11 protein-coding genes are annotated in these 13,868 nt (G+C 50.1%); 10 read left to right on the plus strand and 1 reads right to left on the minus strand.

The annotated features are described in order from the left end of the window. The first annotated feature begins 102 nt into the window (after nt 1-102). From A372_RS0110980 to A372_RS0111025, 10 genes are all read left to right on the plus strand, one after another. Nucleotides 103-924 carry a hypothetical protein gene (locus tag A372_RS0110980; protein WP_019420895.1) on the plus strand — a complete coding sequence of 274 codons (822 nt, stop codon included), beginning with the start codon at nt 103-105 and terminating at the stop codon, nt 922-924. A 222-nt stretch (nt 925-1,146) separates the two neighbouring features. Next, on the plus strand, nt 1,147-2,586 hold the full coding sequence (locus A372_RS0110985; protein ID WP_019420896.1) for an SWIM zinc finger family protein: 1,440 nt from the start codon (nt 1,147-1,149) through the stop codon (nt 2,584-2,586). 12 nt (nt 2,587-2,598) lie between these two features. Beyond that, nucleotides 2,599-4,467: a HEAT repeat domain-containing protein gene (locus A372_RS0110990; RefSeq protein WP_019420897.1), complete on the plus strand. Its 1,869-nt coding sequence runs from the start codon at nt 2,599-2,601 to the stop codon at nt 4,465-4,467. 84 nt (nt 4,468-4,551) lie between these two features. Beyond that, complete coding sequence (locus A372_RS0110995) at nt 4,552-5,655, plus strand: ATP-binding protein (protein ID WP_019420898.1); 1,104 nt, start codon at nt 4,552-4,554, stop codon at nt 5,653-5,655. Next, nucleotides 5,652-7,988, plus strand: a complete 2,337-nt coding sequence (locus tag A372_RS0111000) for a DUF5682 family protein (RefSeq protein ID WP_019420899.1) — start codon at nt 5,652-5,654, stop codon at nt 7,986-7,988. Before A372_RS0110995 ends, A372_RS0111000 begins: the two co-directional genes overlap by 4 nt. Beyond that, complete coding sequence (locus A372_RS0111005) at nt 7,963-9,201, plus strand: VWA domain-containing protein (protein ID WP_019420900.1); 1,239 nt, start codon at nt 7,963-7,965, stop codon at nt 9,199-9,201. Before A372_RS0111000 ends, A372_RS0111005 begins: the two co-directional genes overlap by 26 nt. Nucleotides 9,202-9,471: 270 nt before the next feature. Then, on the plus strand, nt 9,472-9,738 hold the full coding sequence (locus tag A372_RS39540; protein WP_036703946.1) for a DUF3021 family protein: 267 nt from the start codon (nt 9,472-9,474) through the stop codon (nt 9,736-9,738). Then, a complete protein-coding gene (locus A372_RS0111015) occupies nt 9,728-10,633 on the plus strand; it encodes an alpha/beta fold hydrolase (protein WP_019420902.1) in 906 nt (301 codons plus the stop codon). Before A372_RS39540 ends, A372_RS0111015 begins: the two co-directional genes overlap by 11 nt. A gap of 62 nt (nt 10,634-10,695) precedes the next feature. Then, nucleotides 10,696-11,136 carry an OsmC family protein gene (locus tag A372_RS0111020; protein ID WP_019420903.1) on the plus strand — a complete coding sequence of 147 codons (441 nt, stop codon included), beginning with the start codon at nt 10,696-10,698 and terminating at the stop codon, nt 11,134-11,136. Nucleotides 11,137-11,770: 634 nt separating this feature from the next. After that, entirely contained in the window at nt 11,771-12,424 is a 654-nt protein-coding gene (locus tag A372_RS0111025) for a helix-turn-helix domain-containing protein (protein WP_157259513.1), read from the plus strand. A gap of 393 nt (nt 12,425-12,817) precedes the next feature. Here A372_RS0111025 and A372_RS0111035 read toward each other — a convergent pair whose 3' ends face one another. Continuing rightward, a complete protein-coding gene (locus tag A372_RS0111035; RefSeq protein WP_019420906.1) occupies nt 12,818-13,684 on the minus strand; it encodes a hypothetical protein in 867 nt (288 codons plus the stop codon). Between the last annotated feature and the right edge of the window lie 184 nt (nt 13,685-13,868).

Below are 13,868 nucleotides of genomic sequence, written 5' to 3' on the forward strand. Positions count from 1 at the left end.
CGACACAAAATACCGATAACAGGAGAAGGAAACGTATGTTCGGTGTAGAATGTTAAAAAATAAAATGCTTCAAGTAGGAAAATAAGAGAGGTGCCGTTCTGAATGGACAAGAAGGCCAAGCAAATATTAATGAAAACCTTCTGGAGCAGCAGTGGCTGGAAGGATACCCGCACGATCCTTTTTTCGGGGGAAGATTTCGAATATGCGAAAGATAAAGGCTTGATGTTCGATCCGATCACGATCGGCCATGATGAATGTGTGCTGCGAATGATTGAATTGCATAAAGTGATTACGAAGGAAATGGCGGCGAAAGCCTTTTTGCATAGTCTGTCTACCAGAAAGGTGTATTTGAGAAGCGCGCTCTCCAGTTGGGCGTTGACCCATCGAATGGTTGCGCACCCCTTCGAGAGCAATGTCGGGAAGTATGCGACTAACAATAATGGCAGCACCTATGCTTGTTTTGGCGAGTGTTATGTATGCGATACATATGGCGTAGCCGTTCATGAAGATTATACGAATGAAGATATCAATGTGTTGAATTTCGAGAGAATCAAGTGGGGCGGGGTGCGTCTGAATCATATGCTGTATTGCATGCTTGATCTGGAGCAATTGCTCAAAGAAGCAGATATAGCGGTGAGCGAAGAAGACGTGGACATTTTTAAAAATATACTAGCTGCCATTACAAGCTGTGCTCCTGCCGATGCCGCGCGTCAGCTGGAGAAAAGGCTGAATGGCATTTTGCCGTCCAATAAAAGTGAGCGAGATTTTCTGATGGAAATAATGGCGTATGCCGGAATTTTGACCGCAGAGGAAGACAGGCCTGGAAGAGGCGGGAAGAACGACTTTTGCGCCATTGTGAATTGGCGGGGGGTGGATGGGTATTCCAAGCAGGCGGTCCAGGATTATTTTGGACAATGGCTATAGAGGAAGTTCAAAAGGTACCCTTTTGATCACGAAGCCATACAGGAGGTGATTCGACATCGAATCTTGCATTCACTCTCGAAGTGCGATGCTCGTGTAGTCGTGCTTTGAAATAGGACTTTAGATGGTGTGATATGAATATTGGTTTAGGTATCATTTTACTATAGTGTTAGATTTCACATGAAAATATGAGAGAAAAGCAGGAGAGATAGGAGGGAAGGTCGCGTGATCGAAATAACAGAATCATATGTTGATTCACTGGCACCGAACAGCTCGGCCATTAAGAATGCGCAAGGGCTTGTTAAAAAACGCAGCTTCGTGCAGTTGAACCGCTCGGAGGATGATGCGCTTCTATTTGGAGAGTGCTCCGGCAGCGGCAAATCTAACTACCAATGCTCGGCAGATTTTATCCACCCGGAGAAGCCGGTGCTGCGCTGTTCATGCCCAAGCCGGCAATTGCCATGCAAGCACGCGCTCGGTTTGTTGTATGCCTATATTGGAGGGGAGACGTTCGTCACTGCTCCAGTACCTGAGGATATCGTTGCGAAGCGGGAGAAGGCGGAGAAGCGGGTAGAGAAGAAATCGCAGCAAGCCGCTGAAGGTGCAGAGACCAAGCCGAAAAAAGTGAATAAAACGGCGTTGAAGAAAAAAATCCAGGCTCAGCTTGAGGGCTTGGAGCTGCTGGAGAAGCTGACCTTGTCGCTGATTCGCGGAGGGTTGGCCACGATCGATAAAAAAGTGTTAAAGACGATCCAGGATCATGTGAAGCAGATGGGCAACTATTATTTGACCGGGGCGCAGACGGAATTGCGTCGATTAGCCCTGTTGCTCTCCAATGCGGATGATCGGGAAGCGATCTATACATATGCCGTCGAGCAATTAACGCTGATTCATGCGTTTATTAAGAAAGGGCGCGCTCATTTAACGGCGAAGATCGCCGATCCAGACTTGACGCTGGACCATGAATCGACGATAGAAGAATGGCTCGGTCACGCTTGGCAGCTGGCGGAGCTGAAGGATTGCGGCCTGATGGCGGAACAGGTCGAATTGATTCAGATCGCCTTTTTGAGCTACGACGATCAGGCTAGACAAGAATACGTCGATCAGGGCTATTGGCTGGAGCAAGCAACCGGGGAAATCCATCGAACGGTTCAATATCGGCCTTACAGAGCAGCCAAGCATATGCGAGAGGACGACAGCTTCTTCGATGTCGCGCTTGTGAAGTCGCTGTATCGCTATCCCGGTGATATGAACCGAAGAGTGCGTTGGGAAGAAATGACCTCGCGGCCGCTGGAGCAGCATGATCTGGAACCTATCTCAGCGATGGCCCATCGTTCCTATGCCGATGTCGTGAAGCAGGTGAAGAACCAGCTAAAAAATCCACTCGGCGACAAGAACCCAGTGATGCTGCTTCATGTGGCAGAGGTTCGGCAGACAGAGCAAGGCCAATTCGCCATTACCGATGCTGCGGGACAGCATCTGGCGCTGGACGATGTGTTCACGTTCGGTCATGCGACGGTGCCGCTGCTGCCGCACGTTCCTGCCGCAAGCTTGACGGACACGACGATGCTGGTTATGTTCGAGCACGGTCTCGATAGCGGGCGGCTCGTCGCACAACCATTGACTATCATTAAGGGTGCGGACATGATCCGCCTCTTATATTAAGGGGGATCGGCGATGAGTACAGCATTGCTGCAAGAGCTTCATCAAGAAGTGAGACGGCTTTATATTGCAGGAAGCGAGTTGGCAGCCGGAGATTTTCGCTTGAAGCGTCTCTTGCCCCAATTCCAGCAGCTCGGGGAACGGGCGCCCGTATTTAAACGGTTGGGAGAAGGGATTGCCGCTCTATTAGAGCCATCTGCTCAACAGACGCAGACTTCGGCGGAGACGTTGCAGGATCTGGGTCTGCTGCTAAGCTCGGTGCTTCGCACACAAGGAACCATTTCGCCAGAGGGGGAGCTGACGGCTGTGAAGAGCCGCCCGAACTCCTTGTCCACCAAGCTGTCGTATCGTAAGCTGGCAGCGGTTCAAGAGGCATTGACGACTACCGGGAGCGGCCGCTACGAGGTGATCGTGCAAGCGTTCGAAGCAGGGATGTTTCAAGATCTTCGCTTGCTGAAGCACGCCATCGCGGCATTGAACGATCCATATATCGATATTGCAGAGTGCGCCATGAACCGAATCCTGCCCTCCTATGGTCCGCAGATCGTTCCGCATCTAATCGAATTGTTCAATCCTTCCGGCGGCAAGCTGGAAACGAGAAAGCTGCGCGTTATCGGGCAAGTGGGCGGAGAAGAAGTGGCCGATCTGATTTACCAAGCCGCGGAATCCGGTTCGGACGATGTGCGGGTGACGGCAATTGAACTGTTGGCAGGCCGTGAGCAATATGAAGAAGCGCTGCTAGGCTGGACGAAGGATAAGAAGAAGGCGATACGAGAGGCTGCTTATCATGCCTTGGCTGCAGGCGGATCGGCGCGTGCGGTGGATCGGCTGTATGAAGCCTTTTCCAGTAAAGATATAGAGTTGGCGGCAGAGGCATCGTTCAAGTGCCATTCGAGTGAGCTTACCGAAAGATTGGTGCGGGACTTGGGCCTTGAACTGAAGCAAGCTTCTGAGGCGAAGGAAAAGGAAGACAAGAAGAAAATAGAAGCCTTATGGATGAAGATCCAACACTTCCTTACGGCTTTGGACGGCAAGCGGAGCGAAGCGCTCTATGACGTATTTGTACATGTAACGAACCATTATTCATTTTTTGTCTCATTGGGGTGGCTGGAGCTTTTTGACGCCGCCGCTTACTATTTGGAACAAACGGATACAGAAGCAGCATTGGCGCTGCTGCATGAGTTGGAACAGCACAATGTCCGTTATATGCCGCATTCGTTCCGCTCGTCGTTCCGCTTGCTCTCTCCAGCGCAGCTATATGAACGATACGTTGAGTCGATGCGCAACAAATGGAAGCTGCAGACGAACAGGGATCTGGCTAAGCGGAAGAAGCAGCTGCTCTCGTCTATAGAACAGAAAGTCATGTCACGCGAATATAGACCTTATCCGATATTGTGGAGCATTCCCAATGAGACCGTACCGCTTTCCACGGTTGTGATGCTTCCGCTGGAACAGCTTGCGGCACAGTGGGACCATCGCTGGTTGGATTGGTTGATCGAGCAGAATGCGCTTGAGCTTGTGAGCGCATTCGCGCATCCCGGACATGTGGCTGCCAAGCAGTTCATGATTGGTAAATTAGAAAGCAATCCGGAGTTCCGCAATGCTTTCGCAGGGATGCTATTGAGCGGGTTGGAACGCGCGGGAGTCAGTGATGACGTTCGCTGGGAAGCGCTTGTGACAGCGCTGGAAGATAAACGGAATACCAATTGCTACGTATTCGAAGGCCACGTGCTGGAGCAGCTGTATCAGCTTCCTTCGGCGTACTGCGACCGCTTGGCGGCTGTATTGCCGAAGTTCAAATATACCGCCGGCGAACAGCTCCGATATGTAGTGGAAACGATGCAGGCTGCCGAAAGCGCGGCGAACACGTCGAAGCCTGTATAGCCTATCCTACAGAGCAGGAGCAGGACATACAACACGATAATCAGAACGATAGAGCGTGCGATACACCTTAAAGGAGATGAGCAGATGACCACTAGCCAAGAACAGCTGCAAGATATGATGCGACTGCCGGCGGAGCGATTGTACGAGGAAGAATTAGCAGCGCTTCGCAAGGCGGATAAAGGAAAGATTCCGGCAGGCTGGCAAATGTCGCCGCAGTCGGTGCTCACGTTCATTACCGGCGGCAAAGCGGGGAAAACCGTCATTACGCCTAAATATATCGGTAATAAAAGACTGGTCGAGATGGCGATCGCGACCTTAGTGACGGATCGGGCGCTCTTGCTAATCGGGGAGCCGGGCACCGCCAAATCATGGCTGTCTGAAAATCTGTCAGCAGCGATATATGGCCATTCTGGACTCGTCGTTCAAGGAACGGCCGGAACGAGCGAGGAGCATGTGCGCTACTCCTGGAACTATGCGATGCTGCTGGCGAATGGGCCGACACCGGAAGCGTTGGTGCAAAGCCCGATTATGCGGGCGATGGAAGCGGGGGGAATCGCGCGTTTCGAGGAAATATCCCGGTGTGCGTCCGAGGTTCAGGATGCGCTCATCTCGATACTGTCCGAGAAGACCATATCGGTGCCTGAGCTCGGCAAGGAAGTGAGCGCCCGCAAAGGATTCTCTATTATCGCCACGGCCAATACAAGGGATCGCGGCGTGAATGAAATGTCGGCCGCATTGAAGCGGCGGTTCAATATCATTGTATTGCCTACCCCATCTGATATGGATACCGAGGTCGAAATTGTGAAGAAGCGGGTTCAAGAGATTGCGTCCGCCTACGATTTGCAGGCGGCAGTTCCAGCGGATGAGGCGCTGCTCAAGGTTGTCACGATATTCCGCGAGCTGCGTAACGGGATGACGATCGACAAGAAGGAGAAGGTAAAATCGCCTGCGGGTGTCATTTCGACCGCGGAAGCGATCTCGCTGTTGACGAACAGTATGGCACTGGCCGCCAGCTTCGGCAGCGGAGAGCTGACCGATGAAGATCTGGCTGCAGGCTTGCAAGGGGCGATCGTGAAGGATGACGTCAAAGACAAGCTCGTCTGGAAGGAATATCTCGACAATGTGATGAAGAAGCGCGGGGCGGAATGGCGCGGCTTGTATACGGCTTGCAGGGAGATGAACGAGTGAGTGCGACTGCTGCTGCGGCTGTGCATATTTTTGGGGTGCGGCATCTTTCTCCCGGCGGCGCGAAGCATCTGCTGGACTTTCTTCATGATATCCAGCCGACTGCGGTTCTTATTGAAGGTCCTGCCGACGCTACGCCGGAAATTCGCCATCTGACGAATCGGGTGACGAAGCCGCCGGTTGCGATACTGGCATTTACAGATGATTTGCCTGTGCGTACTGTGCTGTGGCCTTTCGCTGCTTATTCTCCGGAATACCAAGCGATGAAGTGGGCGGAAGAGAATGGAGCGATGGCTGCATTTATCGATCTGCCTTCGTCCGCGGCGCTTGCCTTGCAGGACGTACGGATGAATACGGGCGCTGAGGAAGAGGAAGGCAGTCCAGCTTCACCGGAACGGCCATTGGAGGAGACGCGTGGAGAGCGTTCCATCTACAGCCGTATTGCCGAGCTTGCCGGAGAGCACGATTATGACATGTATTGGGAGCGGAATTACGAGCACAACCTGAATGCCGATGCGTATCAAGAAGCGATTATTGCCTTCTCCACGCAGATGCGGGAGCTATCCGAGGAGAAGGAGAGGCGTTATGAACGCACCGAGTACGCTTATAACGCGGTAAGAGAAGCCTATATGCGGCGGAAAATTCAGGAGACGATCACGTCTGGCCACGAACCGGACAAAATCGTTGTCGTGTGCGGGGCTTACCATGCGGCTGCGCTTGTCGATCTAACGGCAGCGATGACGGATGAGGAGCTGGAAGGACTGCCATCGCGCAGCACGAAGCTGACGCTCATGCCGTACTCTTATTACAAGCTGTCCTCGATGTCTGGATATGGAGCAGGCAATAATGCGCCCAACTATTATGAAATGATGTGGGAGCGAATGGTGAACGGCACGCTGGATGAGCTGCCGAAATACTATTTATCGACCCTTGCCCGCTTAATGCGGGATTCGGGCACTCATCGTTCGACAGCCGAGGTGATCGAAGCGGTTCGGCTGGCCGAGTCGCTGGCTGCCTTGCACGGTGGCAGCGCGCCGACCTTGCGCGATCTGCGGGACGCAGCGCAAACCTTGCTGGGGCGCGGCGACCTGTCCGTCATTGCCGAAGCGCTGGCGCGGACGGATGTGGGGACGGCTATCGGTGCGCTTGCGGACGGTGTCAGCCAGACGCCGATTCAAGACGACTTGAACCGGCTGTTGAAGCAGCTGAAGCTTGAGAAATACAAGACGGCGGTCGCAACCGATCTATCGTTAGACCTGCGTGAGAACCGGCGCGTAAAGTCGGAAGAAACAGCATTTCTCGATTTGAACCGTTCCTTGCTATTCCATCGGTTAACACTGCTCGGCATCACGCTGGCGAAGGCGAGACCGAGCGGACAAGAGCGCGCAACCTGGGCAGAGCATTGGGTCATCCAATGGTCGCCGGAAGTGGAAATCGAGGTTGTGGAGTCAACGCTGCTGGGCGAGACGGTCGAAATCGCCACAGCTTATGTGCTGCAGCAAAAGCTTGATGGATGCGGCACGATTGCCGAAGCCTCCAAGTTAATCCGCATCGCCTGTGAATGCGGAATGCTGGCGCAGATGGAAGCGGCGCGCCAGACGCTGCAGCGGCTGGCCGTCGATAGCCGGGATGTCGTGCAGATAGCCGCGGCGGCACGGGAGCTGTCGACGATTATAAGCTATGGCGACATCAGGCGGATCGATACGGCGCCGCTCCTGCCGTTGCTGGAGCAGTTGTTCATGCGTGCCTGTCTGTTCCTGCTGGATGCAAGCGGCTGCAACGATGAAGCGGCCCATGCGATGATTACGGCGATGAATGAACTGAACGGCATAGCTTTGGACCATAGTGAACAGGTCGATGAACAGCTATGGCTGCAAGAGCTGCTGCATCTGGCGGAGCGGGATGACCGCAATCCGCGGCTTTCCGGCTTTGCCTGTGCGATATTGATGGAACGCAACGCGATGTCTGCGCAGCAATGTGCGGAAGAAGTATCGCGGCGCCTCTCTCCAGGCATCCCTGCCGACCTCGGCGCAGGCTGGTTCGAAGGGCTGTCGCTCCGCAATCGATATGCGCTGCTGTCGCGGATGAGCCTATGGGAGCAGCTGAACGACTATATCGTTTCTCTCGAGGACGATGAATTTGTGCGTGCGCTCGTCTTTCTGCGGCGTGCCTTCAGTTCGTTCGCTCCCCGCGAGAAGACGATGATCGCCGAGCTGCTTGGCGAATTATGGGGCGTGCATACCGAGCAAGCGGAGGAGATGTTGGCTGGAGAGTTGAAGGAGGACGAAGTGAAGATGATCGACGAATTGAATGATTTTGATTTTGAGGATTTTTAACGTGAGCGCATCTGTGGAAGCGAAGGCAGTCTCACGTTGGCGGCTTATACTCGGCGCATCTGCCGAACAACAGCTGGCAAGCAGTTGCGGGGGCGGAGGAATCGGCCTGACCGAGGAAGAGCAGGTTATGGATCAAGCGCTTGCCGAAATATATGACGATACAAGCGAGGGAACGGATGTCAGCAGCAGCGGTTCTGCGGCGAGCGGTAGAGGGGCAGGATTGGGCAAGTCGGCACCGCGTCTATCGAAATGGCTGGGAGATGTGCGCACCTTTTTCCCGGATGATGTCGTCTCGATCATTCAGAATGATGCGATGGAACGCAAAGGGTGGAAGCAGCTGCTGTTCGAGCCGGAAGTACTGGCTACAGTAAAGCCGGATATTCAACTTGTCGGCACGCTCCTGTCTTTGAAAGGGAAAATTCCGGAGAAAACAAAAGATACCGCCCGCATGCTCGTGCAGGCGGTCGTCGATGACCTCGTGAAGCTGCTGGAGAATGATATTCGCCGAGCCGTAACCGGGGCGTTGAACCGCAGGCAGCATTCACCGCTTCCGTCTGTGAGCGGGATCGATTGGAAGCGAACCATTCAGCGCAACTTGAAGCATTACGATGCGGAGCGGCGCCAGATCATTCCGGAGAAATTCTACTTCTTCGATCGCGCGCAGCGGAGCAAGGAATGGACGGTTATCGTGGATATCGATCAGAGCGGATCGATGGCGGATTCAGTCATCTGGGCTTCGGTTATAGGATCTATTTTCGCCAGCATCCCGTCGCTGAACACCCGCGTGGTCGTGTTCGATACGGAAGTCGTCGATCTGACGGAGCAATGCGCGAACGATCCTGTCGATATGCTGTTCGGAATTCAGCTTGGCGGCGGCACGGATATTAACAAATCGGTTGCCTATTGCGAGCAGTTCATCGAAGAACCGAAGAAGACATTATTTATTATCGTATCTGATCTATATGAGGGCGGTAATCGAGGGGCGCTGATCCGCCGCATGCGCGAGCTGCGGGAAGCGGGAGTCAGAACGATGTGCTTGCTCGCGCTGTCCGATCAAGGTCAGCCGTTCTACGACGAGAACCTTGCGAAGGTTCTATCGCGGGATGGAACCCCTTGCTTTGCGTGCACGCCTGCCTTGCTGCCTGAGTTAGTGGAAGGCGCGTTAAAAGGGCTTGATCTGTTCGACTTGGCGAAGCGAGTGGGAATGAAATAGGTATAGAACGATTTGGAAGACTCGACTCATGCGGAGTTCATCATATTGAAGAACAGGAAGGGGGCAGATGATGCCCCCTATTCGCTATGGATTTATATATAGGAGCAGGATTCATTCAATTGACGGTGTATGTAACCAGTTATCTCTGAGAAACAACTACTTACTGAAATTGGCTTGAATAGTAATGAAATATACGAATAATAGAAGTATCAGCTGGCGTAACCTGCAAGGAAAGGGGATGTTCGTTTGGATATTGAAATTAAAATCGATATGTTTGCGGCAGCTTCTCTTATTTTTGAAGTGGAACACTGGAGCAGATTAAAACAGACGTGTTTACATTTTGTTATCACAACTGTCCCCTTTATGTTCGCGGGTATAGCAGCTGGATGGTATGCGCTAAATATAGTTTCGATTGTAGGGTTTATATTCATATATTTGATTATTTATATAGTTGTATGCTTTATCATGCAAGCGGTATGGCGAAATCAAATAAACAAAATAAACAGGTGTAAAGGAGTTACAAAACATGAACGCTAATTCCTCGTTCTCGTTTACAGAAATAAGCAAATTTCAAAAGGTTCATTTGGGCGAACCTTGCTATTTTGAATCGACTGATGGAGTAAAGCTCGCTTATTATCAAGTCAAAGCCAATCATCCGATTGCATCACTTGTGTTTATACATGGTGGTGGAGCCCACAGTGGCGCGGGTTATCAAAACTTGGCATACGAATTGAGTGAAAAATATAAGGTGGAAGTGTATCTTTTAGATTTAAGAGGCCATGGACGTTCTGAAGGACCCCGCGGGGATAGCCCGACTTACGTGCAAGTATGGCAGGATATAAAAGCTTTCAGTGATTGGGTAAAAAATGAAAACTCGGCAGTGCCATTGTATGTAGGAGGACACTCTTCAGGCGGCGGGGCAGTATTGAACTATTTATCTTGGGATAAAAACTCAAGGGCAGATGGGTACCTATTTATATCGCCAGAGCTTGGATACAAATCAGAAACGGCAAGGAAAGATATAAAACATCCGTTTGCCAAAGTCAAAACGAGCGTATTTGTAATCAACTCGATATCAGGCGGTAAGCTGTGGGGGAATAAAACGGCCGTTTCTTTTAATTATCCAGACGACATTACAGCATCGAATAAAGAGTTAATAAAAAGTATTAGCTGCAATATGGCAATCGCTTTAACCCCCAATCATCCACAGACACAATTTAAAAATCTCAATAAGCCGTTTGCCTTATTTGTTGGAGAACAGGATGAATTGTTTGAGCCTGAAAAAGTCATTCATTATGCTGATCTGCCCAATGAACAAATTAAAACACAATCGGTAGGTCAAATTATCAAAAATGAAAATCATTTGTCTGTATTAAACGTGGCCAGCCAATTTGTTGGAAATGTCATACAGAGATTTGTGGAATTATGGTAAGATAGAATCATATTTCTATGAATACTATACTCCACACTACTTCGAAGAAAAGAGGACCTAACATGCCACTTGAGACATTTAAAGCAACTGCACACTTGCAAAAAGGAATGGTTGTAAAGGCAAAGTCCAGAAATTTCGAGATCACGGTTGACGAGCCAAAATATTTAGGCGGTACCGATACAGGGATGAATCCGGTTGAATTGGTGCTCTGCGCCTTGGGTGCTTGCCAAGCTATCGTAGCTAGAGTATATGCCCCTAAATTTAAAATTCGTTTAGAGGAATTTTGGGTTGAGGTTGAGGGGGACCTTGATACAGACGGCTTTATGAATAAATCCGATGTGCGCCGGGGCTACTCCGACATTCGATATAACATTCACATGAAATCCAATGCCTCGCGCGAACAGGCTGAGGAATTCGTGCAATTCATTGAGCGCACATGTCCTGTAGGTGATACAATCATTAATCCAGTTAATCTTGTCCTGAACAAAATTATCCTTGAATAAGCTGCATACCAGTACGCAGGCATATAGGGGAGCGGTACTTCTGCATATCAGGCGCATGGAACATGAACTGCTTCTTCTAGCATTCAGCCTATGGTATAAAAATAGGATAGCTGCTGATAATCAATGAGGCACTTGCTTAAACGGCAAGTGTCTTTTTAATTCTGTGAAGCAATAAAGCGAATATAGTCATTTTCCCCTTCCTAGAAAAGGTATGCCTGTTGCCTCCCTTGCTCCACTCTCCCCATCATTCAGAATGGCAGATCCCTCACTCTTTTTGCGAAAATATGTTGTCGGGCTTCCTTGAAATAGCTCTTATGTCCATTCTCCCGTACAGTCAGGAGGGTAACGTCGAGAATAAGGCAGACGCCGGTTCTTATACCATAGCATGAAGCACCTGGTTATAATGTCAGTTAACTAAAGTGGTTATTGGGCGTGCCGCTTTCTGATGGAAGGGGAGAATGAAGCAAAGGGGCGATTGAAACGAATCACCGTCAGTCTGAAACGTGCCACTGCACGATAAGCATATTTTTCTTAGAAAGGCTAATAATATAATTTAAATTAGATTTCAGTTTGCTTTCACTTCGTTGACGTTCTGTTTATATAATAATAAAATGGAGGTGAGAGGTGAATGATAATGCGTCCGACAGCAATTGAACGCAGTATTTTGAAAGGACCAGCTGCCCGTGGGCTTATAAGAAAAATGGTGGATACGGACATGCCCGTTGTTGCCGCTATAGTAAAAAACCTGCTTTTTACGGTAAAGGGTATGGATAAATACAACCAGAGCTGGAATGATGAAGCGTTCTCTGACAGAGACTCCCTGCTTAAGCTTACTGAGGAACTGCTCCATCATATTTCAGAGGAATCTGCTAAGGAATCGTCTGATGTTACTTACTCCACAACTGAAGTAGCCAAATTCGCTGGTGTTTCCGTGCAAACCATTAATACATGGCTGCGGGAAAAGCGGATTGTTGGAGCTCCAGCAAGGCAGGGAAGAGAACACGCTAAAATTCCAGAGGAAGCCGAAATTATTTTTGGAAATGGAAAAAGAATACCTGTGTCCATTCTGAAAGCGAACTGGGACAAAGAAAACGAAGCTCCTGTAGTGGATGAAGTGACCTATTTGGAACGCTCGATAAAAGAGTTGGAAAACAAATACGGTGCGGCCTTTGAGGATATTTTTGGTGACACAACCATCAAAGAGTTAACCCAAGAAGACACTGACGCCTCGGTCTGGTTATCGTACAAAGCGAGGTTGGAAAGTGTCAAAAAATCTCAATATTCCTAAGTCTACTTTCGGCACTCTAGAAAATTTGTATGATGAAATTTTAACTATTCGTTTTCAAGAAGTAAAAGAAAAGGACCTTGATCATAAAAAAGGCAGAGAAGTTAACGCCAAGATATCGTTTCATGATAACGAGTGTTATCTTCATTGCAAAGAAATATTCGACGTCAGGAAGAGGGCGGCCCGATAGCTTATTAATATTTGTTCAACCGTTTCATGATGAGATATACCGCTCCTGCAGCTGCTGCCAGAAGAACAACAGAAAGCAACAGTAGAAATACGATGTTTTCCCAAACGATGCTCACCAACTTACCTCCTCTATGAAGTCAAGCGACGAAAGCCGTGGCTCATTTCGAATAGGAACCACGGCTTGAATGTAGGCGGCTCAACCGTAACTTATGAAGCTCTATACCCGAGCACGTGGGCGAAATAATCGATGTTTCTGCTCAGAAAGTCCGTATTGGCCAACTGCGCTTTCTGAATCATGCGCTGAAGGTCCTTCACAAATGCGGCCATGTCTGCGGTATTCGCGCCGTCAAAGCGGCTGTCTATTCTCGCAGCGGGTGCCTCTTTCATAGGCTGGGATGCTTCTTGGCGATAAGTGTCCAGCCACTCCTTGTTCTGCGGTATTTTGTGCGCGAACTTCATCAGAATACCAGACCAGTCACCGCCGTTCACTATCGCTTCCTGCAGCTGGCCGTGGCTCTCCGGCTCGAACCTTTTCATCAAATCGGTGATGTTCACATAGTCATCGGGTGCGCCTTGCGGCTTCTGGGAAGGGGGGATGTAGGTTGCGTTGCCTGCAACAGGATTGATAGTTTCCTTATGGGACATTGCAGCGATCTTATTCATTGTGTTCAGCATTTCGGCAGCCTCGCCATCTTTGAAATAGTTGTCCGCGATATACTTCGCCTGAGTCAGACCAAGCTCCAACAATGCCGCCCGTTCTTTACTGTCCGACACGGTGCCGTCGGGAACGAGATTGGACTGGATGACTGTATATACGGCTGTCCTTACCTCGGGCGCTTTGCCCTCCAGAAGCCGGTGCAAGGATTCGTTAATCTCGGCATTGCCATAGTACGTCGCCACATGATGTTCAATCGCGCCGACCGCCAATTGGCGTCCCGTCGGACTAATATCAACCGTGTCGTGCTTCAAGCCGGGAATCGTCCCCGTTTCCATCTTCGGTTGCTTGTTGACCTGCCCTTGTCCGTTCATGCCGTACAGCTTCGGCTCAAGTGTTGTGCTGCTATTGACTTTCATGTGATACCTCCTCGGTGTGATGAATTCGGGATTTTTTGGGCTGCATCATGATGGTCGTATTTTCTATATTCAGGATGATATTTACTATATCGACCAATATTTCAATTTCTTTTACTCAAATGATCCAAAACAGTAAAAAAATATACCATGCGCGCGTAAAGCAGAATGCGCACATGGTATGGGG

It is taken from the genome of Paenibacillus sp. OSY-SE (assembly GCF_000283315.1).
GTDB lineage: Bacteria > Bacillota > Bacilli > Paenibacillales > Paenibacillaceae > Paenibacillus_B > Paenibacillus_B profundus.

Excerpts from the sequence above, each read along its gene's own strand:
- A372_RS0110980 (WP_019420895.1), top strand. The coding sequence starts at position 103 with ATGGACAAGAAGGCCAAGCAAATATTAATGAAAACCTTCTGGAGCAGC.
- A372_RS0110990 (WP_019420897.1), top strand. The coding sequence starts at position 2,599 with ATGAGTACAGCATTGCTGCAAGAGCTTCATCAAGAAGTGAGACGGCTT.
- A372_RS0110995 (WP_019420898.1), top strand. The coding sequence starts at position 4,552 with ATGACCACTAGCCAAGAACAGCTGCAAGATATGATGCGACTGCCGGCG.
- A372_RS0111005 (WP_019420900.1), top strand. The coding sequence starts at position 7,963 with ATGATTTTGATTTTGAGGATTTTTAACGTGAGCGCATCTGTGGAAGCG.
- A372_RS39540 (WP_036703946.1), top strand. The coding sequence starts at position 9,472 with ATGTTTGCGGCAGCTTCTCTTATTTTTGAAGTGGAACACTGGAGCAGA.
- A372_RS0111015 (WP_019420902.1), top strand. The coding sequence starts at position 9,728 with ATGAACGCTAATTCCTCGTTCTCGTTTACAGAAATAAGCAAATTTCAA.
- A372_RS0111020 (WP_019420903.1), top strand. The coding sequence starts at position 10,696 with ATGCCACTTGAGACATTTAAAGCAACTGCACACTTGCAAAAAGGAATG.
- A372_RS0111025 (WP_157259513.1), top strand. The coding sequence starts at position 11,771 with ATGCGTCCGACAGCAATTGAACGCAGTATTTTGAAAGGACCAGCTGCC.
- A372_RS0111035 (WP_019420906.1), bottom strand. The coding sequence starts at position 13,684 with ATGAAAGTCAATAGCAGCACAACACTTGAGCCGAAGCTGTACGGCATG.